Raw genomic sequence first — 26,796 nt, 5'->3', positions numbered from 1 at the left:
GACGGTGGTGCCCTTCGCCCACCGGCGGACCAAGGCCGGCTCGCTGGACTCCGCGATGATCCTGCTGCTGGTGTTCCTCGCCTTCACGCTGATCTTTCCCACCGACCGGCGGCGGCGCTTGAAGGCGCTGATGTTCCGCGAGCTCGAGGCCATGGCCCGGCGTTCTTCCGCAGCGCCTAGCGGATCGCTCGGCGTTCCAGCAGGCGACGCATGGCCGGGGTCGGCGCCTCGAGCTTCTCGTGACGGCGGCTGGCGGCATAGCTGTCGTTGAAGGCATCGAAGTAGTCGTCGAGCAGCTCGGCGGCCTGGGGGTCACCGGCCAGTCGGAGCAGCTCCACGGCCACCTCGGCGGTGCACAGGTGGGCGGCGGAGGCCGGCTTGCGCAGGCGGTAGCGGGTCAGCCGCTCGGTGGCCAGCGGCAGCACCGGCAACTCGGCCAGGTAGGGGCTCTTGCGGAAGATCCGCCGCGCCTGGCGCCAGGTGCCGTCGAGGATGATGAAGACCGGCACCTTGTCCGCACGCACCTCGGTCATGACGCGCTCCATGCCCACCACCCGGTGGGCATAGTCCTCGTGGTCGTCGGGGAAGATCACGAAGGGGGCATAGCGGGCATCGTCGAGCAGCGCCAGCAGCCGCGCATCCGGGGCCGTGCGGTACCAGGTGAAGACCTCGGTCTCGGGGAGGACGTCGCGGATCAGCCGACCGGTATTGGTGGGCTTGTGATGCTCCAGGGGGTGGGTCAGCAGCCACACCCGGGCATGGCACTCGGCCTGGACCCGATAGGGACACAGGCAGTTGAGGGCCGGCAGGTTGCAGCCCTCGCAGCGCGTCACGAAGCTGCCGCGCGCCTTGAACTCCCGCCGCGGCGGCCGTGGATGACCGGTGGCGGGGTCATGGGAGAGCCCGGTGGCGGGGTCATGGGAGAGCCCCTCGGTCGGCTCGCACTCGGCGACGGTCTCCGGGGGGGCCTGGGCGCTGTCGGTGCCGGCGGACGGGGCCGCCGGGTCACGGGTATCACTCATGAGCTAGGGGCATCGCTGACTGGGGCGGGCATTCTAGCATGCCCGACCCGGGACCCGAGCCCCGAGCCGCGGCGTCAGCGGGACAGGCTGGCGGCCTCGCGCCGCGCCACGGGACGCCGCTTCCAGTAACCCGCCAGCAGCGAGCCCGAGACGTTGTGCCACACGGAGAAGAGCGCCCCGGGCAGGGCCGCGCTGGCGGTGAAGAACTGGCTGGCCAGGGTCACCGCCAGCCCGGAGTTCTGCATGCCGACCTCGATGGCCACGGTCCGGGCGACGCGCACCTCGAAGCCCACCAGGCGGGCCAGCCCGTAGCCCCCGGCCAGGCCGATGGCGTTGTGCAGGATCACGGCCAGTGCCACCAGCGGGCCCAGGGTCAGCAGGCGCTCGGCATTCAGCCCCACCACGATGGCGATGATCAGCACGATGGCCGCCATCGCCAGGCTCGCCAGCAGCGGCTCGACGGCGCGCACCCGCGCTCCCAGCAGGTGATGCACCACCACGCCCAGGGCGATCGGCGCGATGACCAGCTGGGCGATGCTCAGGAACATCCCGGCCACCGGCACCTCGACGCTCTGCCCGACCAGCATCCAGGTCAGCAGCGGCGTGGCGGCCACCGAGACCAGCGTCGACGCCAGGGTCATCGACACCGACAGCGCCACGTGGCCGCCGGCCAGCCAGGTCATTACGTTGGAGGCCGTGCCGCCGGCGGTGGCGCCGACCAGCACCATCCCGGTGGTCAGGGCGGCGTCGAGCCCCAGCCCCCAGGAGACGGCCAGCGCCGCCAGGGGCATCAGGGTGAACTGCAGCAGGATGCCCACCGCCACCGGCAGCGGGGCGCGCAGCACCCCCGCGAAGTCCTGGCGGGACAGGGTCAGGCCCATGGCGAACATGATCAGGGCCAGCAGCAGCCGGATCTGTCCGGCGAGGCCGGTGAACCAGTCGGGCTGCCAGGCAGCGCAGAGGGCGAACAGGATCGCCCACAGGGGGAAGAGGCGGTTGAGGCGTTCGAAGACGAGCATCGGGGGTCCTTGGCATGGCGTCTCGGGAAAGGCCGGGCCGCCGTGACGGCAACGGGTATAGGCCCGGGTGGGCGCGGAGGCCATGATGCCGTATGCGCGCTAATCAATGAAGCCGTGTCCCTGAACGGCAAGGGGCACGGCCGACCGATGCCCGTCACACGGCAATCCGGACAGCCACCCGGACCGCCCCGGCGAGGGCGGCTCGGTGGCACGGCTCGCACCGCGGGTCGAGGTCGCCAGTCGACACGGGCGACTTGCGGCGCCTCAGCGCGCCTCGAGCAGCGTTTCCGGCACCCACAGCCGTTCCTCGCGCTGCCAGTGGCGGACCAGCGGTGGCACCCCCTCGCCGGCGGGCCGGCTGATCCGCGTCACGCCCGGCGGCGCCAGGGTCGCCGCCTCGGGATCGACCAGCACGCAGGGCGCCTCCAGGGGCGCCTGGTGGAGCAGCGAGGCGGCCGGCATCACGGCCAGCGAGGTGCCCACCACCAGCAGCAGGTCGGCCTCGGCGACGAGCGCGCAGGCATCGGCGAAGTGCGGCACCGCCTCGCCGAACCACACCACGTCGGGACGCAGCTGGCTGCCCTTGTCGCAGACGTCCCCCAGGCGAATGCCGCCCCGGCGCAGCGGATAGCGCATGCGCGGGTCCACCGAGGAGCGGGCCATGAGGATCTCGCCGTGCAGGTGGAGCACCCGGCGGGAGCCGGCCCGCTCGTGGAGGTCGTCGATGTTCTGGGTGATCACGCTGACCCGGAAGCCGCGGCTCTCGAGTTGCGCCAGGGCCTTGTGGGCGGCGTTGGGCCGGGCGCGGCGCACCTGGTCGCGGCGGGCGTCATAGAAGCGCAGCACGCGCTCGGGGTCGCGGTCCCAGGCCTCGGGGGTGGCGACCTCCTCGATGGGATGGTCGGCCCAGAGGCCGTCGGCGGCGCGGAAGGTCTGGATGCCGCTCTCGGCGCTGATACCCGCTCCGCTAAGCACCACCAGATGCGGCGCATGCTGCTCCACCCTTCACCCCCTCTCGCCACGCGGGCGCCAGCGACCCACTTTCCAGAACCAGCTACCCTCTTGCCAGGACTTGCCACTGCCTGAAACTACCACTCCGGGCCCCGCTGCGACCAGCAACAGCGCCACCCCGCTGGCGTTCCATCACGCCAGCGACATGCGCTTGACGTCCCGCGGTCACCTTTCACCGCTACCGTCCTGCCATCGGTCATCCACATCCGGGCGACCGGCAACACCGCCAGGAGGCCACATGCACGACCCGACCCAGCCGACCCTGATCGAGACCCTCAAGCTCGCGACCCGGGAGGCCGGCGAGCGACTACGCGAGGGCTACCACACCGCCGGTGCCATCGACTTCGAGCGCAAGGGCGCCTCCGACTTCGTGACCCACTACGACCGGGCGGCGGAGCGCGTCATCATCGACACCGTCCGCCGGGCCCACCCCGAGGTGGGTTTCCTCGGCGAAGAGAGCGGCGCCACGCCCGCCCAGGCCGGTGATATCACGGTGATCATCGATCCGCTGGACGGCACCAACAACTTCCTGCATCGGGTGCCCCACTTTTCGGTCTCCATCGCCGTGAGCGAGGGGGATGCCCTCACCCATGGCGTGGTCTACCAGCCGCTGCTGGACGAGATGCTGTGGGCGGTGCGCGGTCAGGGCGCCTACCGTGGCGCGCAGCGCATCACGACGCCTCCCGCGCGGCCCCTGCACGAGATGCTGCTCGCCACCTGCCTGCCCTACCACGCCAAGGGCGACTGCCCGACCAGCCTGGCCCAGCTCACCCTCCTGATGCCCCGGGTGGCGGGCATTCGAGTCCCCGGCTCGGCGGCACTCGAGATCGCCTATGCCGGCCTCGGCCGCTTCGATGCCTTCTGGTCCCAGGGGGCCGAGCTGGACCCGTGGGACATCGCCGCCGGCATCGTCATCGCCCGGGAGGCGGGCTGCACGGTCACCGACCTTGACGGCGACCCGGCCCCCATCGAGTGGACCAGCCTGCTGGTGGCCCATCCCGAGCCACACGGCGATCTGCTCGACATTCTGAGAGACACCGAGTGAGTGGCCCTGTCCATGCCCCCGACATGGGCCGCGATCCCGTGTCCCGGCGAAGGCCGCGGAAGGCCGAGGCAGGCGCCCAGCAGTCATCGGGAAGGCTGCCCCTCCGGCACAGGCGGTGGCCTGGCCATCGCCAGGCCGAGACCAGACGGGAGGGGATCGAGGAACTGACGGCCAAGAACGAACGTTCAAGGCATGCCGCTATAGATATCAGGTTGAAGCTCGGCGGACCGAACAACAGCGCCGCTGCCGTCCGGTCCGCCGGAGCGACGTGTCCGGCAGCATGGCGCAGCTACTGCCTTGCATCGATCGCCGTCCACTGAAGCGTCGCTTCGATACGACGACGATAGGGGGTGTCGATCTGCCTTGGCGTGAAACGCACATAACGCTCGGCCACTTCGCGTTGTGCGCCTACGAGCCCGGCGAGATACTCAATCACCTGGTCAGAAGAAGGCTCTCTTTCTTCACCCTTGAACGTGGGGGGGAGGTTCGTCCAGATGACGTGAGCCATCTCGCGAGCCGAGGCCCACTCGGCAAGACCGGGAATCAAGGCGGGAGAAGGCTGACCGACTGACCACGAGCCGACATGCTGTTCTTCGTTCCTTTCCGGAATTCCCTCTCGCTTGCGAAGAGCTGACGTTGCGCAGGCCAGGTTGGTGGAATCCATGACCGCCCATAACGAACGCACCGGGCTTGCGCGCTCTGTCAAGACGAGGGTGATTCGCCCATCTCGAGACTGCCGCGCGAATTCAACGTGAATGAATGGACCATCTTCGAACCACTTCCGCTGAATGGCGAGTTCTCTCGGATCCCAAACGAGGGAGCCCCAGCCAAGGCATGCGATCATGATCAATACGTCTCCCTTGAGGCCAGACGTGAACGCTCAGCGGCAGGCAAGCCGCGTAGCGGCTTGTCTGTCCCTTCGGCAGCGCCTGGGTATGCGCCGCCCCGGCGATGAGTCCCATCCAGGCGCATGCCACCGGCGCTTGCCCCGGACTGCTAGCCCTCTCGCTGCAGCTTCTCACGCCGTGCGACTTCCGCCGGCGTAGGGGGATGCATGGCAAAGTCACCGGTTCTCACCGCGCCGTCACGCACATACCGCGCGATCACGATACCGCTGGGCGACACTCGACTGGCGACGAGTTTGAACCCCGCCGGCGTTCCGTCATCATGGAACAGTTTCTTGCCTCTCCCGAGCACGACGGGGAACATGAACAGATCGATCTCGTCGACGAGATCGCTCGCAAACAGCGTGCGAATCAGGTCGGTGCTGCCTTGAGTGACCAGTGCGGGTCCGTCTTCCTGCTTCAGCCTCGCGACATCGGCCGCCGCGTCACTGAGGGCCACCGACCCCTTCCAGGTCAGCTCCACGCCCTGGCGGGTCGCAACGTACTTATTGATCGAGTTGAAGGTTCTGGCGATGGCATCATCGGGTCCCTCTTCGGCATACGGCCAGTGCGCGGCGAAGATCTCGTATGTCTTCCGCCCGAGCAGCAGGTCGAAACGCTGACTGAACAGCCTGGCGATCTCTTCGCCGAACACCTCGTCCGCCAGCGGCGCGACCCAGCCGCCGTAGCTGAATCCGCCGGTCGGGTCTTCTCGCGGCCCGCCAGGCGCCTGCATGACGCCATCCAGTGACACCATGGCGCCGACAATCACTTTTCGCATGCGGTCATCCCCCTGGTTCGCCTGCGAGCACCCCGTCGTCGAACGAGACACCGGGGAATCGCCAGCCCGGTGCGCCCTGGGTGCGAGTGACGCCCAACGACGACGCTCAGCCGCGCTCGGCGGCGAGCGACCGGAGCGGCAGCGAAGGAAGGAAGCGGTCAAGCGTCGGAATCCAGCGCCCTGGTTACGCTTTGTCTGAAAACTGCCTGCGCTCACCCATCCGGCGTTAACAATCGGCTCGTGCGCGAGCCCGGTCAAAGTACTCATTTACACCGCGTAAACTCCGTCTTTTCTCCGATCTTTTCCTTGTGACCCACATGGAAGTGGGAAATGCGTTGGCCCGCCGGGAGCGGGCCTAGCCCTGGCCATCGCTCGTCGGCTTTTCAGACAAAGCTCAGGCTTCCCCTTGTATGCCTTGCTGCGGCTGCCGGGCATAGCTGACCGTCAAGACTTCCCATACATGGCCGTCAGGTTCGTTCCAATACACGATTCGGCCCCCATGCTGCGTATTGATCTCCATATCTACCGGACCATGCGGGGTACTTCTGTACTCGATTCCCTTGGCCCTGATTCTGGCCAGGATCCCATCGAACGCCTCCTCGCCCACACGAAAACAAAAGTGTTGCACAGGGAAAGCGCCGTCCGCTTCGTCGAAATCCAGTGTCAGTCCGTCGTTCACGTAAACAGGAGAAAAAGGGCCCGTCCCCGACTCGGCCCAAGGAACGTCCAGCAGGTAGGCGAGCAATTCAGCCGCCGCCCTTCTATCCCGAACCGGAACGCTCGCATGGTCAAGTTCAACGCTCATTACCGGTCCCCATGATGAAAGTGATGATGCCTGACGCCCCTGCCATGGGGCGGAACGAACTGGAAACCGTCCCGGCCCGCGCCCGTTGGGGACGACATGACCTGATTGTCAGTCGTCATTGCCTCTTTTCAGTGCAGCAACCGGTTTCTCGTTCTACCGGCACGTCGGTACGCGTCCACTGAGCCACTGGCCGGCCGTCACGCCGCCACCACGATCCGGCCTGGTCCTGCTGCGGCCAGCCGTCGGGCGAGTCCTCCCAGGTCTCCTGCCGGCCGTAGGGCGTGAGATCGAGCAACTGCAGCGTGGGCATCATGGCCTCGATCCCTCGCGCCGTCGTGTCATACGTCTGGAACACCTGATCGCCGTCGCCCCGCAGGTAGCAGCGCACGTCGCCACCGTCTCGGGTCGCCAGCGCGTCCGCTGAACCGGCGGTCGAGTACCACGGCGTCGTCCAGCCCATGAACTCTCGGTAGGCGGCGATCTCGTCCCACGGACCGCTGCTGAAGACGGCGTAGGTCACGTCACGCTCGGCCAGATAGGCGCAGACGGCGGAGTTCATCGCTGCCTGAGTGTGGGTGCAGCCCTCGCACTGCTGGTGGGGCATGCCCTGCCGCTTCCACATGAAGTGGTACACGATCAACATGCGCCGGCCTTCAAACACCTCGTGCAGAGCGACGGGGCCTTCCGCCCCCACCACCGTCAGCGGCTCCATCCGCGTCATCGGCAGGCGTCGCCGAGCCGCGGCCAGTTGGTCGCCGGCGCGCGTGTGCGCTTTCTCGCGGACCAGCATCTCGGCACGAGCCCGCTCCCACTGGTCACGTGTCACGATTTGCGGAGTTGGCGATGCTGTCATGGCGTTCTCCTCTACCTTCTCGAGCCCAACGCCGCACATTCTCGAGCCCCACGCCGCCAACCCGGGCCGAGCGACGGCGAGGTCCAGCCCATGCGGTGTTGGCATGGCTGATTGCGAGTGGCCTTGTCAGGCGGTGCTCCACGCCTAGAAGCTCTTGCCATCGACATGCCGACTCTCCAGCGCTCTGGGATCGACTCCAGACAAGCAGTTGACGTTTATGGCAACCGTTGGAGACCCATCAGGCATCTCGCCGTAGGCGAAACTCTCGACACCGCAGATGTTGCAGAAAAGGTGACGGATCGCCTTCTTGTTAAAGAGGTACTCGGTGAGTGTCGCTTCCCCGGAAAGTAACCGAAAATGTTCCACCGAGGTAAATGCCAATACAAAGCCCATGCGTTGGCAACGAGAACAGTTGCAGGTGAGGGTGTTCTCCAGGTCTACGTCGACTTCATAGGCGACGGCTCCACACTGACAGCTACCCTCGCAATGCGTCAGTTGCATTATGTCATCTCCTCCTCAGCTGCCTGGGGGTAAGTTCTACCGCCTGACAGGCATTGAACTTCGCGTTCGCCGATGGCGCGGCAAGGTCAGGCTCCGTGGTAGCCATCATCTTCGGGATTCTCGTGGGCCCCCTTGGGCAAGTCCCCGGCCCAGGCCATGGCCGCGGCGTGCTCGCGCCTGGGAAAGGTGCGCATCTCCACGGCCTTGAACAGCCGCTCTTCCAGGTGGCTGAGATGCTTGACCCACTCCTGGTCGGTGACCACGGCGGCCCGGTGGTAGTGCTTGAGATCGCCGAGCTGGGTCAGGCCGTAGCCGATATCCTTCAACAGGGCGGTCAGCGTCAGCCAGCGAAGGCCGTCGATCTCGACCACCAGGCTGACCCTGGGATGGGCCCGCTTGGCGGCCTCGATGGCATCGATGGCGCGCTGCAGCTCCCTGGCCGTCACGACACCGCCCGCGTGCATCGCCACGACATGGCCCGCCGGATGGGAGATGAAGTCCAACATGGGGGTTCTCCTTGAGGTTGAGAGAGCAGCAAAGCGCCTCGGTCGCTTTCAGCATAGCGCGCCGTGACCGCCCCGCCGGTGTCCACGGGGCGCGGCGGGCGAGGTCACGAAACCGTCACCATCCCGCGCAAGCATAAGGCTGTATGCCACAAGAGAGTCGCCCAGCATGCCCCGACGCGCGCGCGAACCGCTCAGCGCAGCGGAAGTAGAGCACCTGCCCCGGCTGGCGGCCGGCAATGCGCTGACCCCGCAGTGCCAGGCCGGGCGGCTATCCCGGCAGGCACTGGCCGTTACCGCCCTGCCGACGAGCACGCCGTCGTACGAGGCAGCCCTGCGGCCGCTGAGCATCCTGATCATCTCGGATGTGTTCTTTCCGCGCATCAACGGCGTCTCCACCTCCATTGCCAGCTTTCACGGCGCCCTGGAGCGCCAGGGCCACGCGGTGACCCTGATCTGCCCCGACTACCCGTTGGGGCAGACCGACGCACCGGAGGTGCTGCGCATCCCGTCCCGTGGCGTGCCAGGCGATCCCGAGGATCGCATGATGCACTACCGCGAGCTGATGGCCCTGACACCGCAGCTCGCCGCGGAGGCCTTCGACCTGATCCATGTGCACACCCCCTTCGTGGCCCACTACGCCGGCATCGCCCTGGGGCGTCGGCTGGGCATTCCGGTGGTGGCCACCTATCACACCCTGTTCGAGGAGTACCTGCACCACTATGTGCGCTGGCTGCCGCGTCGTTGGCTGCGCTTCGCCGCCCGCCGCCTCACGGTGCGCCAGTGCCACCAGCTCGACGCCCTGGTGGCGCCCTCCCGCGCCATGGGCGAGGCGCTGGAGCGCTACGGCGTCACCACGCCCATGGCGATCATCCCCACCGGACTGGCGCTGGAGGCCTTTTCCCATCCCCATGAAGCGAGCGATTTCCGCCGCTGTTACGACCTGCCAGCGGAGGCCAGGCTGCTGCTCTTCGTGGGCCGGGCGGCCAATGAGAAGAACATCGGCTTCCTGATCGAGATGCTCCCCCGCGTGCTGGCCAGGCACCCCACCACCCGGCTGATCATCACCGGCGAAGGGCCGGCCCAGGCGGCGCTGGCTCACCAGGCACAGCAGGCGGGGCTTGGCGAGGCGGTGATCTTTCTCGGCTACCTCGACCGCGACGGCCCCCTGCAGGCGGCCTACCGCGCCGCCGATGTCTTCGTGTTCGCGTCGCGCACGGAGACACAGGGGCTGGTGCTGCTGGAAGCCCTGGCGCTGGGCACCCCGGTGGTCTCCACCGCGGTCATGGGCACTCGCGATATGCTGGAGGACGGCGCCGGCTGCCTGATCGCCGAGGAGCGCCACGCCGACTTCGCCGACAAGGTCAACCGCGTGCTGGGCGACTCGGCGTTCCAGGCCGAACTCGCCCGCCGCGGCCCCCTCCACGCCGCCCGGTGGCACGAGGATAGCCTGGCGGCCGAGCTGGCGCGGACGTATCGGGGATGCGTGGTCGGCCGGTAGCTGGGGCTCCCACGCGCCGGGAGGGATGGTCGCGGGCGAGTACGGGACGCGACAGCCTGGCTAGTGGACCAGGCCGTTGTCGGCGTCGGCCGCGAAGCGCTGCTTGTTGCGGTACGGATAGACGTCGATGACCCGCCCGTCACGGATGGCCTGCTGCAGCCCCTTCCAGTAGTCGGCGTCGAACAGCTCCGGATGCAGCGTGTAGAACAGCTTGCGCAGGCGCACGTCGGCGAACAGGAAGGGACCGAATTCCTCGGGGAACACATCGTTGGGCCCCACCGAGTACCAGGGCTCGTCGGCCAGCTCCTGCTCCGGGTACATGGGCTCGGGGATATGCCGGAAGTTGCACTCGGTGAGGTAGCAGATCTCGTCGTAGTCGTAGAAGATCACCCGGCCGTGCCGGGTCACCCCGAAGTTCTTCAGCAGCATGTCGCCGGGGAAGATGTTGGCCGCGGCGAGCTGCTTGATGGCATTGCCGTAGTCCTTGAGCACCGCCCGCGTCTCGGCTTCGTCGCAGTCCTCCAGGTAGAGGTTGAGCGGGATCATCATGCGCTCGGTGTAGCAGTGCTCGATGATCACCTTGTCCCCCCGCAGGTAGACGGTGGAGGGCGCCACCTCGAGCAGGTGCGCCAGGCACTGCGGGTCGAAGTGGTCCTGGCGGGCGATGAAGTTCGAGAATTCCTGGGTATCGGCCATGCGCCCCACCCGGTCGTGACGCTTGACCAGCCGGTACTTCTCGCGGACGTTCTCGTGGCTCATCTCCTTGGTGGGGTCGAAGCGGTCCTTGATGATCTTGAACACGGTGCGGGAGGACGGCAGCACGAACACCGCCATGACCATGCCGCGCACCCCGGGGGCGATCACGAACCGGTCCTCGCGCTTGGCCACCTGGGCATTGAGGGCGCGGAAGAATTCGGTCTTGCCTTGCTTGTAGAAGCCGATGGCGGCATACAGCTCGCCCTGGGGCTTGTCGGGCATCACTTCCTGGAGGTAGTGGACGAACTCGCTGGGCACCACGACCTTGACCTGGAAGTAGGCCCGGGTGAAGGAGAAGATGATCGAGACCTCGTCGGGCTCGATGATCACGGTGTCCAGATGGAGCCCGTCGCCCGCCTCGTGGAGCACCGGCAGCACCAGCGGCACCTGCTCGCCGCCGCCGCGAATGCGGCCGACCAGGTAGGCCCCCTTGTTGCGGTAGAAGACGCTCTTGATCAGCTCGATCTCGGCCTGGGGATCGTCGAGGATCGCCGCGGGCAGTTGGCGACGCAGGAAGTCGCCGCCCTGGGCGGCGTCCCGCTCCAGGTCCTCGAAGGGCGTCTCGAAGGGCGCCTCGGCCAGCGCCCAGCGCAGCGCCTGGTGCCAGTCATCGCCCACCGCCTGGCGCCGGCACAGCTGGAGGCCCGAGTGGTGAGCGGCGTACTCGCGGGAGCGATAGACGAACATCCAGTCGTTGCGGATGTGGCGATGGTGGAACAGCGAGCAGAACATCGAGTTGAAGTAGGTCTCGGCCAGCTCGTAGTCGAGCCGCTGGCTGACCAGGTCGGCGTAGTGGCGACGGGCCTCCCGCCAGGACTCGAAGTCGACCAGCAGGTCCTCCTCGAAGGTCCGCTTGAGCCGCGCCAGGGTGACCTGGACCTTCTCGTCATACAGATCGATCCGCTCCGCCGAGGCCTGCTGGGCCTCCCGCCAGGCCGCATCCCGGAAGCGGCGGCTGGCATCGGCGGTGATCTCCTTGAACCGCGAGCGGTACTCGTCGAAGCCATGCAGGATGGTGGCGGCGAGGCGATAGGCGGGCGAGTGTCTCATGGCGACCTCCATGTAGCGGCCTTCCAGCTTCGCGTATTTTCCCCGCCGGCGCGAGCCGACCAAGGTGGGGCGCGCCGTGACAGCCGTGATGACATCTGCGACCGGGGCGGCGACAATGGCGCCCTCGTTGTCACCTGCCGATCGAGCGCACCATGACGCAACCGCTGCCCATCCTCTATCACGACGAGCACCTGGTCGCCGTGCACAAGCCGGCCGGTCTGCTGGTGCATCGCACCGCCCTGGCCCGCGGGGAGCGCCATGTCCTGCTGCAGGCCCTGCGCGACCAGCTCGGCCGGCGCGTCTACCCGGTGCACCGCCTCGACCGCCCCACCTCGGGGCTGATGGTCTTCGCCCTGTCACCGGAGACGGCCACGCGCCTGGCCGACGCCTTCGAGCAACGCCGGGTGGAGAAGCGCTACCTGGCGGTGGTGCGCGGCGTGGGCCCCGACGCCGCCCGCCTCGACTATGCGCTGCGCGAGGAGGACGGCCGGCGGCCCAAGGCCGAGATGCCGGCCATGGCGGCGATCACGCAGGTGCGACGGCTGGACAGCGTCGAGCTGCCGGTGCAGGTCGACCGCTATCCCCGGGCCCGCTACTCGCTGATGGAGGCTCGCCCGCTGACCGGTCGGCGCCACCAGATCCGCCGCCACCTGTCCCGCCGCGGCTACCCGATCATCGGCGACGCCAAGCACGGCAAGGGCAACCACAACCGCTTCTTCGCCGAGCACCTGGACTGCGCCCGGCTGCTGCTGGCGGCCGTGGGCCTGACCTTCGACCATCCCGTGGACGGCCGCCGCCTGGCGCTGGGCTGCGCCCTGGACGCGCCGATGACCGCCCTCTTCCAGCGCTTCGGCTGGGCGGGCCACCTGCCCGCGAACCACCGGCCGAATGCCACCTCCGCCCTCGCCTGACACGCCACCGATGCCCATGACCGACACCCTGCTGCCCCCGTCCCCCCACGCGACCGATGACCACGAGCTGCGCTTCGGTGGCATCCGCCGCCTGTACGGCGCCCGCGCCCTGGCGCGCTTCCGCCGCGCCCATGTGGTGGTGGTGGGCGTGGGCGGCGTGGGCAGCTGGGCCGTGGAGGCCCTGGCGCGGTCCGGAATCGGCCGGTTGACCCTGATCGACCTGGACGATGTCTGCGTCTCCAACGTCAATCGCCAGCTGCATGCCCTGGACGGCACCATCGGCCGTCCCAAGGTGGAGGTGCTGGCCGAGCGCTGCCGCGCCATCCAGCCGGGCATCGAGGTGGTGGCGGACAGCGCCTTCGTGACCCCGACCAATCTCGCCGACCGCCTGCCCGAGGACGCCGACCACCTGGTCGACGCCATCGACAGCGTGGTGGCCAAGGCGGCACTGATCGCCTGGTGCAAGCGCCGCAAGCTGCCGATCACCGTCACCGGTGCCGCCGGGGGCCAGACCGACCCCACCCGCATCCGCGTGGCCGACCTCACCCGCACCGAGCACGACCCGCTGCTGGCCAAGGTGCGTGCCCGCCTGCGCCGGGACCATGGCTTCTCCCGCAATCCCAAGCGCCGCTTCTCGGTGGAGTGCGTCTATTCCGACGAGCAGCTGGTCTACCCCGGCGCCGACGGCGAGGTCTGCCTGCAGAAGCCCGGTGCCGGCGAGGCCACCCGCCTCGATTGTGCCTCGGGCTTCGGCGCCGCCACCTTCGTCACCGGCAGCTTCGGTTTCGTCGCCGCCTCGCGCACCCTGGCCCGCCTGGCCCGGGACGCCGCCGCCCCCTGACCCGAGGAATCCGCAGATGGAAGCGCACTATCCCGTGCCCGGCATCTACCGCCACTACAAGGGCCCGCTCTACGAGGTTATCGGCGTGGCCCACCACAGCGAGACCGAGGAACCGCTGGTGGCCTACCGCGCCCTGTATGGCGACTACGGCCTCTGGGTGCGACCGCTGTCGATGTTCATGGAGACCGTCGAGGTGCAGGGCGAACCGCTACCGCGCTTCGCCCTGGAGAAGGCCTTTTCCTGATGCCCACACGACGAAGGCGCCCCGCGGGGCGCCTTCGTGAGGGAAGCGAGGCCGACCGGCGGGGTCACTCCGCCGCGTGCATCTGCTTCTGCAGGTAGTTCTCGAGGCCGACCTTGTCGATCAGGCCGAGTTCGGTCTCGAGCTTGTCGATATGCTCTTCCTCGTCCTCGAGGATGCACTTGAACAGGTCGCGGGTGACGTAGTCCTGCACCGACTCGCAGTAGGCGATCCCCTCGATATAGTCGTCGCGCCCCTTCTGCTCCAGCTTGAGGTCACACTCGAGCATCTCCTTGGTGTCCTCGCCGATCAGCAGCTTGCCGTAGTCCTGCAGGTTGGGGACGCCCTCGAGGAAGAGGATCCGCTCGATCAGCTTGTCGGCGTGCTTCATCTCGTCGATGGACTCGTCGTACTCGAACTTGCCAAGCGCCGCCAGGCCCCAGTCCTGAAACATCTTGGCGTGCAGGTAATACTGGTTGATGGCGACCAGTTCATTGCCAAGAGCGGTATTTAGGTACTCGATGACCTTCTTGTCACCTTTCATGACTTCACCTCGTTGCACTCGTCAGGGTCGCTGTTCAGCTTGGCACGCACATTGGCGTACCGCCACGTCCTTGGAGCAGTCTAGGTGATATCAAGAAAAATGCAATAAAATCAATGCGTTGATAACGACAACCGAAACGATAGCGATTGCCATCACACGGCGTAGGCAAGCCCCTCGCTGGCCATCGCCAGCTCCTCACGGATGGCCTCGCGGGTGATGCCCTTGGCCATGCAGCCGCACTTGCCGCACTGGGTACCGCACCCCGTCTCGCGCTGGACCTGGCGCCAGGTGCGCGCCCCTTCCTCCACGGTCCGGCGGATTGCCTTGTCGGTCACACCCTTGCAGAGACACACATACATGAGAACACCTCGCGCTGATCACGAGGATGAATGTAAATGATTCGCATGGACTATCGCAACCATAGCGCGAGAAAATTTCTCATCCCCTTCGGCCAGGCAGCGGCTACTTCCTGCTCTTGGGCAGCACCACCACCCGTGTTCCCGAGACCAGGTCCGACCAGCTGCGCTTCTCGGCATCGAACAGCACCCACAGGTGACCGAGCCCCAGGGGCAGGAAGGACAGCGCCCCGACGAGGAAGCGCTGCAGGCTCTGCAGCAGGCTGATGGACCGGCCATCGGGGGTCTGGACCCGCAGTCGCCAGGCCTGCATGCCCAGCGTCATGCCGCCTCGGGTCCAGAAGTAGGCGAAGAAGGCATAGGCCGAGAGCGCCATCAGCAGGCGCAGCGACAGCACCTGGGCGGCGCCCAGCCCCACCCGCTCCGGCGGCAGGCCGATCACCAGCCGGGTCACCGCCACATGGCCGGCGGTGATGACGATCCACAGGGCCAGCACCAGCAGGCCATCATAGAGCATGGCGCCGAGGCGGCGCCCCAGGCCGGCGGGCCAGACATCGTTGAGGTGATCGAAGCGTCGCGGCATGGCGGGTCTCCGGGTCAGCCGGTGCGGCGGAGCAGATAGAGCCCCAGCCCGGCACAGATCAGGGTGGGCACCAGCACGGCCCAGGCGGGAGAGAAGCCGAACACCGTGGAGGCCGGCCCCAGCAGGTCCTGCAGGTACTTGAAGACCAGCCCCGTGATCACGCCGTAGAACACTCGGGTCCCGGCGGCCACGCTGCGCAGCGGCCCGAACACGAAAGAGGCCGCCACCAGCACCAGCGAGGCCATGGTCAGCGGCATCAACATCTTCTGCCAGAAGTACAGCAGCGGCTGGGTGGCCCGCTGGCCCTGGGCGTGCAGGTAGCGGGCGTAGGCCCACAGCTCGCTGGGCGCCTGGGTCTCCACGTCGCGCAGCAGGCGGTCGAGCGCGGCCGGGGTCAGCTCGGTCTCCCAGGGCCGAGTCGCCTGGTGACTCGCCTCGGTGCGGCCCTCCTCGAAGCGGGTCACGGCCACGTCCTCGAGCACCCAGCCGCCGTCGCGCCACACCGCGCGGCGGGCGCTCAGGGCCTCGCGCAGCTCATGCCCCTCGAAGCGGTAACGGGTCAGGTCGAGCACCACCTGGTCCGCGCGGATGGCACCGAAGCGGTAGAAGCTGTCGCCCTCGCGCTGCCAGCCGCCCCGCTCGGTCAATACGGCCCCCTCGCCCTGCATCTTCTCCAGCCGCCAGGCGCTGGCGAACTGCTCGGTGCGCGGGCTGACGAACTCGGCGACGAACAGCACCACGGCGATCACCAGGATGATCGGCTTCATCACCCCCCAGAGGATCCGCGTGAGCGAGCGCCCGGCGGCCCGCATCACGGTGAGCTCGTTGCTCGAGGCCATGCTGCCGAGCCCGATCAGGGCGCCGATCAGCACCCCCACCGGGGCGTACTGGTAGAAGCGCCAGGGCAGCCGGAAGACCAGGTAGAGCAGCACCTCGAGGGCCCCGTAGCCGCCCTCCACGTCGCCCAGGTCGTTGATGTAGGTGATCACCAGGTCCAGGCCCAGCAGCACCGCCTGGACGACGATGATGGCCCCCAGCACATTGCGTGCGATATAGCGGTCGAGTCGGTCGGCGATCATCAGGTTTGCGCGAGATACCCCGCACTTCGAGTGCGGGGAGGGATAGCGCGGCGCCGTCAGGCGCCCCTTTTCTCGCTTTCCTCCGTTCTTTACTGGCTATCTATACAGTTTGCGTTCTATGCTGTACGTCATGATGAAACGCGCCTACAAGTACCGCTTCTACCCGACGCCCGAGCAGGCGCAGCTGCTGGCCCGGACGTTCGGCTGTGTGCGTTTCGTCTACAACGCGGTGCTTCGCTATCGTACCGATGCCTTCTACGCGCACAACGCAAAAATCGGCTATACGGCGGCCAATGCCCACCTGTCGCGGATGAAGAAGGCCGACGAGACGGCATTCCTCAACGAAGTCAGCTCGGTCCCGCTTCAACAGTGCCTTCGCCATCAGCAGGCCGCCTTCAAGAACTTCTTTGAAGGACGCGCCAAGTATCCGAACTTCAAGAGCAAACGGCACCGCCAGTCGGCGGAGTTCACCCGCTCGGCCTTCACATATCGCGACGGGCAGGTATTCCTGGCCAAGTGCAAGTCGCCGCTGGCCATCCGCTGGAGTCGTCCGCTCCCCAGCGAGCCAACCACCATCATCGTGTCCAAGGACTCGGCAGGTCGCTACTTCGTCAGTTGCCTGTGTGAGTTCGACCCCGAGACGCTGCCCGTGACCCCGAAGATGGTGGGCATCGATCTCGGTCTGAGCGACCTGTTCGTCACCAGCGACGGACATCGAACCGGCAATCCCCGCCATACGGCGAAATACGCGCCCCGTCTTGCCAAGGCGCAGCAAGCGCTGAGCCGCAAGAAACTCGGCTCGAAGAACCGTGCCAAGGCTCGGCAGAAAGTGGCGCGCGTTCACGCCAAGATCTCCGATTGCCGCATGGACAACCTGCACAAGCTGTCCCGCCAGATCGTTAACGAGAACCAAGTGATCTGCGTCGAATCCCTCAAGGTCAAGAACATGCTGCGCAACCCACACCTCGCCAAGTCGATCAGCGACGCCGGCTGGGGCGAGTTCGTCCGACAGCTGGAATACAAGGCTGACTGGGCAGGCCGGCAAGTGTCCAGCATTGACTCGTGGTATCCGTCCAGCAAGCGTTGTTCTGGCTGCGGGTATGTAGTGGACAAGATGCCGCTACAGGTCCGTACCTGGACGTGCCCGGAGTGTGCAGCCGAACATGACCGTGACGTCAACGCCGCGGTCAACATTAAAGCCGCCGGGCTGGCGGTGTTAGCCCTTGGAGAGAATGTAAGCGGCATGGAGCCAGTCTCCGTGTCCGATTCTCGGTGAATTGGGAATCCCCTGCCTTCAGGGAGGGGAGCCGTCAACCGCTCATCCCCTTGCGCTGGGCCTGCAGGGTCATCCCCAGGCCGATGATCAGGAAGACGGCATGGATCGGCCACATGCCCAGCGCCACCGGCCAGCCACCCCGGCCGATGGCATCCAGCGCCGCCAGCAGCAGGCTCAAGTAGGCGACGTAGAGGAAGATCGCCGGCAGCAGCTTGGCGAAGCGTCCCTGGCGGGGGTTGACCCGCGACAGCGGCATGGCCAGCAGGGTCAGGATGAAGACCATCAGCGGCAGGCCCAGTCGCCACTGCAGCTGGGCCTGGGCGGGCGCGTCGCCATCGGCGAAGAGTGCCGCCGTGGAGGCATACTCGGGCGAGTCGAGCTCGGGGTTCTGGTCGGCCCGCGATAGGCGCACGGCATAGGTGCCGAACGCCAGCCGCTCGGCCTGGGCCTGCCCCGGCTCGACGCTGTAGCGCTCGCCGTCGGCCAGCACCAGGAAGCGGCTGCCGGTGTCCTCGTCGACGGTCTGGTAGCCTTCGCCGGCGCGGGTCACCACGGTCTGGGGGGTGCCGTCGCTGCGTTGCTGGCGCTCGCTGATGAAGACTTCCCGCATGCGGCTCTGGTCGTCGGTCAACGCCTCGGTGTAGGCGGTACGCCCGCCACCGAAATCCTGAAAGCGCCCGGGAGTCAGCGCGGAGAAGTCGAGCTGGCTGCGCTGCTCCTCGAGCAATACCTCATTGTGCAGGGCGCCGGCCGGGGTCAACCACAGGCTGCACGCGCCCACCAGCAGGGCGACGAGGGTGGCGGGCACCAGGCTCACCTGCAGCAGCCGGTTGGGGCTGGTGCCACAGGCGACCAGCACGGTGATCTCGCTGTTGAGGTAGAGCTGGCCGTAGGCCAGCAGGATGCCCAGGAAGAAGGCCAGCGGCAGGATCAGCTCGAGAAAGCCCGGCAGGTGGTAGAGCATCAGGATGCCGAGGATGTCGACCGGGATCTCGCCCTCGGCCGCGGTCGAGAAGTAGCGGATGAAGCGACTGCCCATGATCACCAGCAGCAGCACCCCGGCCACGGCGGCCATGGTCTGCAGGATCTCGCGGGTCAGGTAGCGGAATATGATCAACGTTGTCTCCCGTCCCGGGGCCCTTCGGCCCGGCCATCTTCCATGCAATGAGGCGTTGCCCGGAACCTGTCGGACGTCACCGATCGTCGCCGCAGGCCGTCGCAACGCGTGCGTCGATCGTTCGGGGCGCCTGGCCCGCCCGGTGGTGGAAGCGCGGACGCAAGGGCCCCCGTCGTCACGCTAGTTCGGTGTGAAGTCCGGCTGGCTCCTGGGGTACACTGGAACGACTCGGCAACGTGCCGGCATTATCCAGAATCCCCCACCGCTTGTCTTGTGGAGACACCATGGAATTCCCAGTTCAGACGGCCAATCCCGCCAAGATCGAGACGGCCTGCCTCGTGGTACCGGTGTTCAAGGATGGCGATCTGCTGCCTGCCGCCGCCAAGCTCGACGACGCCAGCGAGCGGCTGATCGGCCAGTTGATCGAGCGCGACGACTTCAACGCCAGGCTGGGCAACGTCCAGATGATCCCCTTCGCGCCCGGACTGAACGCCGACCGCCTGCTGCTGGTCGGCCTGGGCACCCGGGACAAGTGCCAGGAGGGTGCCTTCCGCAAGGCCGTGGACGCCGCCTTCACCGCCCTGGCGGCCCTGCCGGCGGATGATGCGGCCGTGGCCTTCACCGATGTGCCGGTCCCCGACCGCGCCTGCGACTGGAAGGCCCGCATGGTGGCCGAGGCGGCCCACCGTGCCGTCTATCGCTTCACCGAGTTCAAGTCCGAGCCCGGCCCGGCGCCGAGGCTCGACCGCGTGACCCTGCTGGTCAGCGAAGGCGGCAACGCCGAGGCGGCCCGCGAGGGGGCTCGGGTCGGCGACGGCATCGGCCAGGGCATCAACACGGCCCGCACCCTGGGCAACCTGCCAGGCAACGTCTGCACGCCTCGCTACCTGGCCGCTCGCGCCGAGCAGTTGGCCACCGACTCCGGCGGCGCCCTGAGCGCCGAGATCCTCGACGAGGCGGCCCTGGAGGAACTCGGCGCCCACTCGCTGCTGTCCGTGGGCCGTGGCAGCGAGGAACCCTCGCGTCTGATCGTCATGACCTACCAGGGCGCCGAGGACCCCGAGGAGGCGCCCCACGTGCTGGTCGGCAAGGGCATCACCTTCGATTCCGGCGGCATCTCGCTCAAGCCCGGCGAGGCGATGGACGAGATGAAGTTCGACATGTGCGGGGCGGCCAGCGTGTTCGGCGCCGTCACCTCGGTGCTCGCCTTGAAGCCGAAGCTCAACCTGGTGGCCATCGTCGCCAGCGCCGAGAACATGCCCGACGGCCGCGCCACCAAGCCCGGCGACATCCTCAAGACCCTCAAGGGCCTGTCGGTGGAAGTGCTCAACACCGACGCCGAGGGTCGCCTGGTGCTGTGCGACGCCCTGACCTACGCCGAGCGCTTCGAGCCCGCCAGCGTGGTCGACATCGCCACCCTGACCGGGGCGGCGATCATCGCGCTGGGCCACCACGCCACCGGCCTGCTGTCCAACGACGACGACCTGGCGCTGGACCTGCTCGACGCCGGCGAGACCGCCTGGGACCGCGCCTGGCACCTGCCGCTGTGGGACGAGTACCAGGAGCAGCTGGAGTCGAACTTCGCCGACCTGGCCAACATCGGCGGCCGCCCGGCGGGCACCATCACCGCGGCCTGCTTCCTCTCGCGCTTCGCCGACAAGTTCCCCTGGGCACACCTGGACATCGCCGGCACCGCCTGGCAGTCCGGCAAGCAGAAGGGCGCCACCGGCCGGCCGGTCAGCCTGCTCACCCAGTACCTGCTGGACCGGGAGGCCGACAGCCAGGTCGAGATCAGCAAAGACTGATTCCGCCCCGCCGGGTGTTGCGTTTTCCCGGCGGTGCCCTTTTCATGTGACAAGCCGACTTTCACGCATCGGGCAGGCGACGCCTGCCCGATGTCCCAGTATCGTCCCGAGGCGCCGCGATGCGCCTCGTGTGTTGCGGAGACCTCTTGCCGTGTCCATTGAACGCTTTTCCTCGCTGCCGTCCACCCAGGCCAAGGCGGACCAGATCCGCGATAACATCCTCGCCAACCCCGGCTTCGGCCTCTACTTCACCGATCACATGGCCCATGTGCGCTGGACACTGGACGCCGGCTGGCACGGCCACGAGGTGCGCCCCTACGGCCCGCTGACCCTGGACCCCGCCGCCGCCGTGCTGCACTACGGCCAGGAGATCTTCGAGGGCGTGAAGGCCTATCGGCATGCCGACGGCTCGGTGTGGACCTTCCGTCCCGAGAAGAACGCCGAGCGCTTCCGCCGCAGCGCCCGTCGCCTGGCGCTGCCGGAGCTGTCCGACGCGGACTTCATCGGCTCGCTCAAGGCCCTGCTGGCCCAGGACCAGGCCTGGGTGCCCACCCCCGCCAGCGAGGCCGACGAGTCGAGCCTCTACCTGCGGCCCTTCATGATCGCCAGCGAGACCTTCCTCGGCGTGCGCCCGGCCCAGGAGGTCGACTACTACGTGATCGCCTCGCCGGCGGCGGCCTATTTCAAGGGCGGCGTGGAGCCGGTGTCGATCTGGCTCTCCAGCCACTACAAGCGCGCCGCCCCGGGCGGCACCGGCTACGCCAAGTGCGGCGGCAACTACGCCGCCTCCCTGGCGGCCCAGAAGGAGGCCGCGGCCCACGGCTGCAGCCAGGTGGCCTTCCTCGACGCGGTCGAGAACAAGTGGGTCGAGGAACTCGGCGGCATGAACCTGTTCTTCGTGTTCCGCGATGGCCGCATCGCCACCCCGCGCCTCACCGACACCATCCTCGAGGGCGTGACCCGCGACTCGGTGCTGACCCTGGCCCGCGACGAGGGCCTGACGCCGGAGGAGCGGCCGATCAGCATCGACGAGTGGCGCGAGGGCGCCGCCTCCGGCGAGATCGTCGAGGTCTTCGCCTGCGGCACCGCGGCGGTGATCACCCCGGTGGGCGAGCTGGTCACCGAGGACGACACCATCCGCCTGAGTGCGGCGGGCGACAACGAGATCGCCAAGCGCCTGCGTACCCGCCTGCTCGACCTGCAGTACGGGCGCAGTGAAGATACGCGCGGCTGGCTGACCCGCCTGGTGTAGGGAAACGCTGATTTAGTTCTGCGCTCCCCTCGGTATTGCCACTTCACTGGCCGACTGATGAGGGGCGCCGGGGACTGGTCGAAGAGGGGGTCCTATGCCAGGGATGGCATCGGTAGCGCCCAGGGAGGGGTTCACAGCGCCCCCTCGTAGACCTGTCGCCGGATCAGCCCCTCTGCTGCCATAGCCTTTCGAGGCCCCATGACCCGCATCGATTTCTATATTCTTCCCGAGACCACCCTGGAAGCTCGCCTCGGCTTCGCCTGCCGGCTGGCCGAGACCATCGTGGGCAAGGGCTACCGGCTGCACCTGCACGCCGAGGACGAGGCCATGGCCCGGGAGCTGGACGACACCCTGTGGACCTTCCGGCCCGATGCCTACCTGCCCCATGCCCTGCTCGGCAGCGACCAGGCCGAGACGGTGCCGGTGACCATCGGTTGGCAGGAGCCGCCGCCGGAGGACCGAGGCATCCAGGCGATGCTCAACCTGCACCCGGCGATCCCCGAGTGGTTCTCGCGCTTCGAGCGCGTCGCCGAGATCATCAACCAGCACCAGGACGTGCTCACCGCCAAGCGCGAATGCTGGCAGACCTACAAGAAGCGCGGCTACCCGGTCACTCCCCACCACCTGCGCGCCGGCAGCTGACGCTAGGGCAATCTCGGGCCAGCCGCTCGGGGCTAATCCGTCGACAGGTCTACGAGGGGGCGCTGTGAACCCCTCCCTGGGCGCTACTTTTGCCATCCATGGCAAAAGACCCCCTCTACGACCTGTCCCCGGCGCCCCTCGCCACGATCGCGTGGCCATTCCCACGCCCATGACGCCGGCCGGCCCGGCAGGCTATAATCGAGCCCATTTTTCGCGTCCCGCACCGCCGAGCCGACCCGGCTCGCCGTGCCGCGTCGTCGCCACCTCCTGAACACCCGGAAGCCCCATGGACAAGACCTACCAACCCGAGCAGATCGAATCCCGCTGGTACGAGCGCTGGGAAGCCGACAACCGCTTCGCCCCGTCAGGCGAAGGCGAGCCGTTCTCGATCATGATCCCGCCGCCCAACGTCACCGGCAGCCTGCACATGGGCCATGCCTTCCAGGACACCATCATGGACACCCTGACGCGCTGGCGACGCATGCAGGGCCGCAACAGCCTGTGGCAGGTGGGCACCGACCACGCCGGCATCGCCACCCAGATGCTGGTGGAGCGCAAGGTGGCCGCCGAGGAAGGCAAGAGCCGCCACGACCTGGGCCGCGAGGCCTTCATCGACAAGGTCTGGGAGTGGAAGCACGAGTCCGGCGGCCATATCACCCGCCAGCTGCGGCGCATGGGCGCCAGCGTCGACTGGTCCCGCGAGCGCTTCACCATGGACGACGGCTTCTACCAGGCGGTGCAGGAAGTCTTCGTGCGCCTCTATGAAGAGGACCTGGTCTACCGCGGCAAGCGCCTGGTCAACTGGGACCCGACCCTGCACACCGCCATCTCCGACCTGGAGGTGGAGAACCGCGACCAGCAGGGCCAGTTCTGGCACTTCCGCTACCCGCTGGCCGACGGCGTGACCACCGAGGCCGGCGAGGATCACCTGGTGGTCGCCACCACCCGTCCCGAGACGCTGCTCGGCGACAGCGCCGTGGCGGTCAACCCGGAGGATCCGCGCTACGCCTCGCTGGTGGGCAAGTTCGTCGAGCTGCCGCTGGTCGGTCGTCGGATCCCGGTGGTGGCGGACGAACACGCCGACATGGACAAGGGCTCCGGCTGCGTGAAGATCACCCCGGCCCACGACTTCAACGACTACGAGGTCGGCAAGCGCTGCGGCCTGCCGCTGATCAACGTCTTCAGCAAGGATGCCTCCGTGCTCGAGCGCGCCGAGGCCTTCGACCTCCAGGGCCGCCCGCTGGCCGATGTCGACCCGAGCCTGCCGGCCGCCTACGCCGGCCTTGGCCGCTTCGAGGCCCGCGCGCGCATCGTCGCCGACATGGAGGCCGCGGGCCTGCTCGCCCAGGTGGAGACGGTCAGCAACACCCTGCCCTATGGCGACCGCTCCGGCGACGTCATCGAGCCGCTGCTCACCGACCAGTGGTTCGTCGCCGTCGAGGAATTGGCCAAGCCGGCCATCGCCGCGGTGGAGAACGGCGACATCGAGTTCGTGCCCAGGAACTACGAGAACATGTACTTCGCCTGGATGCGTGACCTCCAGGACTGGTGCATCTCGCGCCAGCTGTGGTGGGGGCATCGCATCCCGGCCTGGTACGACGCCGAGGGCAACGTCTATGTGGCGCGCACCGCCGAGGAAGCCCGCGCCAAGCACGGCCTGGCCGACGACCTCGCGCTGACCCAGGACGAGGACGTGCTCGACACCTGGTTCAGCTCCGGGCTGTGGACCTTCGGCACCCTGGGCTGGCCCGAGCCGACCGAGGCGCTGAAGACCTTCCACCCCTCCAGCGTGCTGGTCACCGGCTTCGACATCATTTTCTTCTGGGTCGCGCGGATGATCATGCTGACCCTGAAGTTCACCGGCGAGGTGCCCTTCAAGCAGGTCTACGTGCACGGCCTGGTGCGTGACGGCCAGGGCCACAAGATGTCCAAGTCCAAGGGCAACGTGCTCGACCCCATCGACCTGATCGACGGCATCGACCTGGACAGCCTGGTCGAGAAGCGCACCGGCAACATGATGCAGCCGCAGAAGGCCAAGGCCATCGCCAAGGCCACCCGCGGCGAGTTCCCGGAGGGCATCGAGCCCCACGGCACCGACGCCCTGCGCTACACCTTCCTGTCCCAGGCCACCACCGGCCGCGACATCAAGTTCGACATGGGCCGCCTCGACGGCTACCGCAACTTCTGCAACAAGCTGTGGAACGCCTCGCGCTACGTGCTGATGAATGCCGAGGGGCAGGACTGCGGCGCTTCTCTCGACGGCCAGAGCGGCGAGGTCGAGCTGTCGCTGGCCGACCGCTGGATCGTCTCCCGGCTGCAGCAGACCGAGGCCCAGGTCACCCGTGCCCTGGAGGACTACCGCTTCGACCATGCCTCCCAGGCGCTCTACGACTTCGTGTGGAACGAGTACTGCGACTGGTACCTGGAGCTCTCCAAGCCGGTGCTGTGGGACGACGCGGCCTCCGAGGCGGCCAAGCGCGGCACCCGCCGCACCCTGGTGCGGGTGCTCGAGGCGGTGCTGCGCCTGGCCCACCCGATGATGCCCTACATCACCGAGGAGATCTGGCAGCGCGTGGCGCCGCTGGCCGGGGTGGCAGGCGAGTCCGTGATGACCCAGCCCTGGCCGGTGGCCGACGAGGGCCGGATCGACGAGACCGCGACCCACGACATCGAGTGGCTCAAGGGCGTGATCGTGGCGGTGCGCAACATCCGCGCCGAGATGAACATCGCCCCGGGCAAGCCCCTGGAGGTGCTGCTGACCAAGGGTTCTGAGGCCGACCGCGAGCGCCTCGCGGCCAACCGGCTGTTCCTGTCCAGGCTGGCCAAGCTCGAGCGCATCTACTGGCTCGAGGCGCCCGACCAGGCGCCGCTGTCGGCCACGCAGCTGGTGGGCGACATGGAGGTGCTGGTGCCCATGGCCGGGCTGATCGACAAGGACGCCGAGCTCGCGCGGCTGGCCAAGGAGATCGACAAGCAGGACAAGCTGATCGGCGGCATCGAGAAGAAGCTCGGCAACGAGAGCTTCGTGGCCAAGGCCCCCGAGGCGGTGGTGCAGAAGGAACGCGACAAGCTTTCGGACTTCGCGGCCACCCGCAGGGTGCTGGTGGAACAGCGCGACAAGATCGCCTCGCTCTAAGAGCTCGTTCCAAAACCCAACCGGCGGAGGAGGGCATTTCCGGCGACAAGCCTTTGCGAGGGCGCTGTGAACCCTTCCCTGGGCGCTACCTTTGCCATCCATGGCAAAGGACCCTCGCTTCGCCTTGTCGCCGGCGCCCATCGTCACTGAGCTTGGATAGCTCTGTTGATCGCTGGAAACACAAGGGCCCGCCTGATTCAGGCGGCCCCTTGTCGTATCGGCGACGGTTACGGGTCAATCGTCGCGGCGAAAGCCGCCCAGCACCCGCTGGTCGGGGCCGAAGAACACCAGCCGGTCATGGTCGATCAGGTAGCGGTAGGCGGTATCGAGCATGGCGGTTACCCGGGCGGACTGCTCCATGTGCGGGCAGGCCATGCGGGTCGCGGACAGCTCGCCAAACTCGATGCGATTGTTCGGCCCCAGCTCGACGCTGCCGGAAAAGCGGTTGCAGCCATCATGGCCACTGACCCGGCCGTCCGGGGCGACCTCGAACCAGGGCGTGGTCGCCAGCTCGAGCCGGTCGCTGGTGCCCACCAGCAGCAGGTTCCAGCGCGGCCCCACCACCGGGCCGGAGAGGCTGTCGGCGGGGCCGGTCACCGGGGCCGGCCCGCCGGCACAGCCGACCAGCAGCAGGGCGAGCAGGGTCAACGACAAGAGAGGGCGTAACGACGGGCGCATGGGATCTTCCTTGAACGGGGATGGGTGACGTCATCGCGACCCAAGCTTGCCCCAAGCCGGCCTTTCGGACAATGCTGGGACTATCGCCATCGACACGGACGCCTCTCATGCTCAAAGCCCTTCACAACGATGCCCTCGGCAAGCTGATCCTGCGCCTCGCCGTGGGCGGCCTGATGCTCTTCCACGGCGTGGCCAAGCTGCTCGACCCGGCCAGCATCGACTGGATCGGCGGGATGCTGCAGGGCTACGGCCTGCCCTCCTTCCTGGCCTACGGGGTGCTGATCGGCGAGGTACTCGCGCCGATCATGGCCATCGTCGGCTGGCAGACCCGCATCGCCGGGCTGCTGATGGCCGGCAACATGCTGGTGGCCTTCCTGCTGGTGCACACCGGCGAGGTGTTCATGGTCAACGACAACGGCGGCTGGCAGCTGGAGCTGCAGGGCATGTTCTTCCTCTCGGCCCTGGCGCTGGTCTTCCTCGGCAGCGGCCGCATGGCCGTGCGCCCCAACTGACGCCTCCTTCCCGGCTCATGGCAACGCCGCCGACGGTTCCCCGTCGGCGGCGTTTGGTTCGAGATCGACTCGGACAGTCTCACTGCTTACGC

Annotated in this window: 27 protein-coding genes; 11 read left to right on the top strand and 16 right to left on the bottom strand. The window is 67.6% G+C overall.

Annotation, left to right across the window (positions count from 1 at the left end; translation table 11 throughout):
• Positions 1–176: 176 nt before the first annotated feature.
• From QWY76_RS00355 to QWY76_RS00345, 3 genes are all read right to left on the bottom strand, one after another.
• Positions 177–1,022 carry a DTW domain-containing protein gene (locus QWY76_RS00355; protein WP_290309128.1) on the bottom strand — a complete coding sequence of 282 codons (846 nt, stop codon included), beginning with the start codon at positions 1,020–1,022 and terminating at the stop codon, positions 177–179.
• A gap of 74 nt (positions 1,023–1,096) precedes the next feature.
• Positions 1,097–2,041, bottom strand: a complete 945-nt coding sequence (locus tag QWY76_RS00350; RefSeq protein ID WP_290309127.1) for a bile acid:sodium symporter family protein — start codon at positions 2,039–2,041, stop codon at positions 1,097–1,099.
• A gap of 264 nt (positions 2,042–2,305) precedes the next feature.
• On the bottom strand, positions 2,306–3,043 hold the full coding sequence (locus QWY76_RS00345; protein WP_290309126.1) for an SIR2 family NAD-dependent protein deacylase: 738 nt from the start codon (positions 3,041–3,043) through the stop codon (positions 2,306–2,308).
• 247 nt (positions 3,044–3,290) lie between these two features.
• Between QWY76_RS00345 and QWY76_RS00340 the strand changes: the two genes are divergently transcribed.
• Positions 3,291–4,097, top strand: coding sequence for an inositol monophosphatase family protein (locus QWY76_RS00340; RefSeq protein ID WP_290309125.1), 807 nt, complete (start codon positions 3,291–3,293; stop codon positions 4,095–4,097).
• 289 nt (positions 4,098–4,386) lie between these two features.
• Here QWY76_RS00340 and QWY76_RS00335 read toward each other — a convergent pair whose 3' ends face one another.
• The 6 genes from QWY76_RS00335 to QWY76_RS00310 form a co-directional block, all read right to left on the bottom strand.
• The gene (locus QWY76_RS00335; RefSeq protein ID WP_290309124.1) at positions 4,387–4,947 is read right to left on the bottom strand and encodes a hypothetical protein; all 561 of its coding nucleotides are present in this window, start codon (positions 4,945–4,947) and stop codon (positions 4,387–4,389) included.
• A 146-nt stretch (positions 4,948–5,093) separates the two neighbouring features.
• Positions 5,094–5,762, bottom strand: coding sequence for a dihydrofolate reductase family protein (locus QWY76_RS00330; RefSeq protein ID WP_290309123.1), 669 nt, complete (start codon positions 5,760–5,762; stop codon positions 5,094–5,096).
• Between the two features lie 394 nt (positions 5,763–6,156).
• Complete coding sequence (locus tag QWY76_RS00325) at positions 6,157–6,567, bottom strand: VOC family protein (protein WP_290309122.1); 411 nt, start codon at positions 6,565–6,567, stop codon at positions 6,157–6,159.
• A 115-nt stretch (positions 6,568–6,682) separates the two neighbouring features.
• The gene (locus tag QWY76_RS00320) at positions 6,683–7,420 is read right to left on the bottom strand and encodes a DUF899 family protein (protein ID WP_290309121.1); all 738 of its coding nucleotides are present in this window, start codon (positions 7,418–7,420) and stop codon (positions 6,683–6,685) included.
• A 144-nt stretch (positions 7,421–7,564) separates the two neighbouring features.
• The gene (locus tag QWY76_RS00315; RefSeq protein WP_290309120.1) at positions 7,565–7,921 is read right to left on the bottom strand and encodes a GFA family protein; all 357 of its coding nucleotides are present in this window, start codon (positions 7,919–7,921) and stop codon (positions 7,565–7,567) included.
• An 86-nt stretch (positions 7,922–8,007) separates the two neighbouring features.
• Positions 8,008–8,427, bottom strand: a complete 420-nt coding sequence (locus tag QWY76_RS00310) for a SpoIIAA family protein (RefSeq protein ID WP_290309119.1) — start codon at positions 8,425–8,427, stop codon at positions 8,008–8,010.
• Between the two features lie 166 nt (positions 8,428–8,593).
• On the opposite strand from QWY76_RS00310, the gene QWY76_RS00305 reads away from it, so the two are divergent.
• Complete coding sequence (locus QWY76_RS00305; RefSeq protein WP_290309118.1) at positions 8,594–9,925, top strand: glycosyltransferase; 1,332 nt, start codon at positions 8,594–8,596, stop codon at positions 9,923–9,925.
• A gap of 60 nt (positions 9,926–9,985) precedes the next feature.
• On the opposite strand, the gene aceK is transcribed toward QWY76_RS00305, so the two are convergent.
• Positions 9,986–11,731, bottom strand: coding sequence for a bifunctional isocitrate dehydrogenase kinase/phosphatase (gene aceK, locus QWY76_RS00300; RefSeq protein ID WP_290309117.1), 1,746 nt, complete (start codon positions 11,729–11,731; stop codon positions 9,986–9,988).
• Positions 11,732–11,883: 152 nt separating this feature from the next.
• On the opposite strand from aceK, the gene QWY76_RS00295 reads away from it, so the two are divergent.
• From QWY76_RS00295 to QWY76_RS00285, 3 genes are read left to right on the top strand one after another with little or no spacing between them, the layout of a single operon-like run.
• Complete coding sequence (locus QWY76_RS00295) at positions 11,884–12,642, top strand: pseudouridine synthase (RefSeq protein ID WP_290309116.1); 759 nt, start codon at positions 11,884–11,886, stop codon at positions 12,640–12,642.
• Positions 12,643–12,658: 16 nt separating this feature from the next.
• A complete protein-coding gene (gene tcdA, locus QWY76_RS00290; RefSeq protein ID WP_290309214.1) occupies positions 12,659–13,483 on the top strand; it encodes a tRNA cyclic N6-threonylcarbamoyladenosine(37) synthase TcdA in 825 nt (274 codons plus the stop codon).
• A 16-nt stretch (positions 13,484–13,499) separates the two neighbouring features.
• Positions 13,500–13,727 carry a DUF1653 domain-containing protein gene (locus QWY76_RS00285; RefSeq protein WP_290309115.1) on the top strand — a complete coding sequence of 76 codons (228 nt, stop codon included), beginning with the start codon at positions 13,500–13,502 and terminating at the stop codon, positions 13,725–13,727.
• Between the two features lie 64 nt (positions 13,728–13,791).
• Here the strand turns inward: QWY76_RS00285 and bfr are convergent, their stop codons facing one another.
• The 4 genes from bfr to lptG form a co-directional block, all read right to left on the bottom strand.
• Positions 13,792–14,268 (bottom strand): bacterioferritin, encoded by a 477-nt coding sequence (gene bfr, locus QWY76_RS00280; protein WP_290309114.1) that lies wholly within the window; start codon positions 14,266–14,268, stop codon positions 13,792–13,794.
• A 152-nt stretch (positions 14,269–14,420) separates the two neighbouring features.
• Positions 14,421–14,627: a bacterioferritin-associated ferredoxin gene (locus QWY76_RS00275; protein ID WP_290309113.1), complete on the bottom strand. Its 207-nt coding sequence runs from the start codon at positions 14,625–14,627 to the stop codon at positions 14,421–14,423.
• A 103-nt stretch (positions 14,628–14,730) separates the two neighbouring features.
• A complete protein-coding gene (locus tag QWY76_RS00270; RefSeq protein ID WP_290309112.1) occupies positions 14,731–15,207 on the bottom strand; it encodes an RDD family protein in 477 nt (158 codons plus the stop codon).
• Positions 15,208–15,221: 14 nt separating this feature from the next.
• Positions 15,222–16,286 carry an LPS export ABC transporter permease LptG gene (gene lptG, locus QWY76_RS00265; RefSeq protein WP_290309111.1) on the bottom strand — a complete coding sequence of 355 codons (1,065 nt, stop codon included), beginning with the start codon at positions 16,284–16,286 and terminating at the stop codon, positions 15,222–15,224.
• Positions 16,287–16,416: 130 nt separating this feature from the next.
• On the opposite strand from lptG, the gene QWY76_RS00260 reads away from it, so the two are divergent.
• Complete coding sequence (locus tag QWY76_RS00260) at positions 16,417–17,562, top strand: RNA-guided endonuclease InsQ/TnpB family protein (protein WP_290309213.1); 1,146 nt, start codon at positions 16,417–16,419, stop codon at positions 17,560–17,562.
• Positions 17,563–17,596: 34 nt separating this feature from the next.
• Here QWY76_RS00260 and lptF read toward each other — a convergent pair whose 3' ends face one another.
• Positions 17,597–18,679 carry an LPS export ABC transporter permease LptF gene (gene lptF / locus QWY76_RS00255; protein ID WP_290309110.1) on the bottom strand — a complete coding sequence of 361 codons (1,083 nt, stop codon included), beginning with the start codon at positions 18,677–18,679 and terminating at the stop codon, positions 17,597–17,599.
• A gap of 284 nt (positions 18,680–18,963) precedes the next feature.
• Here lptF and QWY76_RS00250 point away from each other — a divergent pair, with 284 nt between their 5' ends.
• The 4 genes from QWY76_RS00250 (at position 18,964) to QWY76_RS00235 (ending at position 25,514) form a co-directional block, all read left to right on the top strand.
• Positions 18,964–20,484, top strand: a complete 1,521-nt coding sequence (locus QWY76_RS00250; RefSeq protein WP_290309109.1) for a leucyl aminopeptidase — start codon at positions 18,964–18,966, stop codon at positions 20,482–20,484.
• A 151-nt stretch (positions 20,485–20,635) separates the two neighbouring features.
• Positions 20,636–21,736 carry a branched-chain amino acid aminotransferase gene (locus tag QWY76_RS00245; RefSeq protein ID WP_290309108.1) on the top strand — a complete coding sequence of 367 codons (1,101 nt, stop codon included), beginning with the start codon at positions 20,636–20,638 and terminating at the stop codon, positions 21,734–21,736.
• A 198-nt stretch (positions 21,737–21,934) separates the two neighbouring features.
• On the top strand, positions 21,935–22,378 hold the full coding sequence (locus tag QWY76_RS00240; protein ID WP_290309107.1) for a DNA polymerase III subunit chi: 444 nt from the start codon (positions 21,935–21,937) through the stop codon (positions 22,376–22,378).
• Positions 22,379–22,664: 286 nt separating this feature from the next.
• Positions 22,665–25,514: a valine--tRNA ligase gene (locus tag QWY76_RS00235; RefSeq protein ID WP_290309106.1), complete on the top strand. Its 2,850-nt coding sequence runs from the start codon at positions 22,665–22,667 to the stop codon at positions 25,512–25,514.
• A gap of 234 nt (positions 25,515–25,748) precedes the next feature.
• On the opposite strand, the gene QWY76_RS00230 is transcribed toward QWY76_RS00235, so the two are convergent.
• The gene (locus tag QWY76_RS00230) at positions 25,749–26,192 is read right to left on the bottom strand and encodes an META domain-containing protein (protein WP_290309105.1); all 444 of its coding nucleotides are present in this window, start codon (positions 26,190–26,192) and stop codon (positions 25,749–25,751) included.
• A gap of 107 nt (positions 26,193–26,299) precedes the next feature.
• Here QWY76_RS00230 and QWY76_RS00225 point away from each other — a divergent pair, with 107 nt between their 5' ends.
• Positions 26,300–26,704: a DoxX family protein gene (locus QWY76_RS00225; protein WP_290309104.1), complete on the top strand. Its 405-nt coding sequence runs from the start codon at positions 26,300–26,302 to the stop codon at positions 26,702–26,704.
• The last annotated feature ends 92 nt before the right edge of the window (positions 26,705–26,796 follow it).

Origin of the sequence: Halomonas maura, assembly GCF_030409305.1 — a bacterium.
GTDB lineage: Bacteria > Pseudomonadota > Gammaproteobacteria > Pseudomonadales > Halomonadaceae > Halomonas > Halomonas maura.
This window is presented reverse-complemented; position numbering and strand designations above follow the sequence as displayed.

Excerpts from the sequence above, each read along its gene's own strand:
- QWY76_RS00355 (WP_290309128.1), bottom strand. The coding sequence starts at position 1,022 with ATGAGTGATACCCGTGACCCGGCGGCCCCGTCCGCCGGCACCGACAGC.
- QWY76_RS00350 (WP_290309127.1), bottom strand. The coding sequence starts at position 2,041 with ATGCTCGTCTTCGAACGCCTCAACCGCCTCTTCCCCCTGTGGGCGATC.
- QWY76_RS00340 (WP_290309125.1), top strand. The coding sequence starts at position 3,291 with ATGCACGACCCGACCCAGCCGACCCTGATCGAGACCCTCAAGCTCGCG.
- QWY76_RS00330 (WP_290309123.1), bottom strand. The coding sequence starts at position 5,762 with ATGCGAAAAGTGATTGTCGGCGCCATGGTGTCACTGGATGGCGTCATG.
- QWY76_RS00325 (WP_290309122.1), bottom strand. The coding sequence starts at position 6,567 with ATGAGCGTTGAACTTGACCATGCGAGCGTTCCGGTTCGGGATAGAAGG.
- QWY76_RS00320 (WP_290309121.1), bottom strand. The coding sequence starts at position 7,420 with ATGACAGCATCGCCAACTCCGCAAATCGTGACACGTGACCAGTGGGAG.
- QWY76_RS00315 (WP_290309120.1), bottom strand. The coding sequence starts at position 7,921 with ATGCAACTGACGCATTGCGAGGGTAGCTGTCAGTGTGGAGCCGTCGCC.
- QWY76_RS00310 (WP_290309119.1), bottom strand. The coding sequence starts at position 8,427 with ATGTTGGACTTCATCTCCCATCCGGCGGGCCATGTCGTGGCGATGCAC.
- QWY76_RS00305 (WP_290309118.1), top strand. The coding sequence starts at position 8,594 with ATGCCCCGACGCGCGCGCGAACCGCTCAGCGCAGCGGAAGTAGAGCAC.
- aceK (WP_290309117.1), bottom strand. The coding sequence starts at position 11,731 with ATGAGACACTCGCCCGCCTATCGCCTCGCCGCCACCATCCTGCATGGC.
- QWY76_RS00295 (WP_290309116.1), top strand. The coding sequence starts at position 11,884 with ATGACGCAACCGCTGCCCATCCTCTATCACGACGAGCACCTGGTCGCC.
- tcdA (WP_290309214.1), top strand. The coding sequence starts at position 12,659 with ATGACCGACACCCTGCTGCCCCCGTCCCCCCACGCGACCGATGACCAC.
- QWY76_RS00285 (WP_290309115.1), top strand. The coding sequence starts at position 13,500 with ATGGAAGCGCACTATCCCGTGCCCGGCATCTACCGCCACTACAAGGGC.
- bfr (WP_290309114.1), bottom strand. The coding sequence starts at position 14,268 with ATGAAAGGTGACAAGAAGGTCATCGAGTACCTAAATACCGCTCTTGGC.
- QWY76_RS00275 (WP_290309113.1), bottom strand. The coding sequence starts at position 14,627 with ATGTATGTGTGTCTCTGCAAGGGTGTGACCGACAAGGCAATCCGCCGG.
- QWY76_RS00270 (WP_290309112.1), bottom strand. The coding sequence starts at position 15,207 with ATGCCGCGACGCTTCGATCACCTCAACGATGTCTGGCCCGCCGGCCTG.
- lptG (WP_290309111.1), bottom strand. The coding sequence starts at position 16,286 with ATGATCGCCGACCGACTCGACCGCTATATCGCACGCAATGTGCTGGGG.
- QWY76_RS00260 (WP_290309213.1), top strand. The coding sequence starts at position 16,417 with ATGATGAAACGCGCCTACAAGTACCGCTTCTACCCGACGCCCGAGCAG.
- QWY76_RS00250 (WP_290309109.1), top strand. The coding sequence starts at position 18,964 with ATGGAATTCCCAGTTCAGACGGCCAATCCCGCCAAGATCGAGACGGCC.
- QWY76_RS00240 (WP_290309107.1), top strand. The coding sequence starts at position 21,935 with ATGACCCGCATCGATTTCTATATTCTTCCCGAGACCACCCTGGAAGCT.
- QWY76_RS00235 (WP_290309106.1), top strand. The coding sequence starts at position 22,665 with ATGGACAAGACCTACCAACCCGAGCAGATCGAATCCCGCTGGTACGAG.
- QWY76_RS00230 (WP_290309105.1), bottom strand. The coding sequence starts at position 26,192 with ATGCGCCCGTCGTTACGCCCTCTCTTGTCGTTGACCCTGCTCGCCCTG.
- QWY76_RS00225 (WP_290309104.1), top strand. The coding sequence starts at position 26,300 with ATGCTCAAAGCCCTTCACAACGATGCCCTCGGCAAGCTGATCCTGCGC.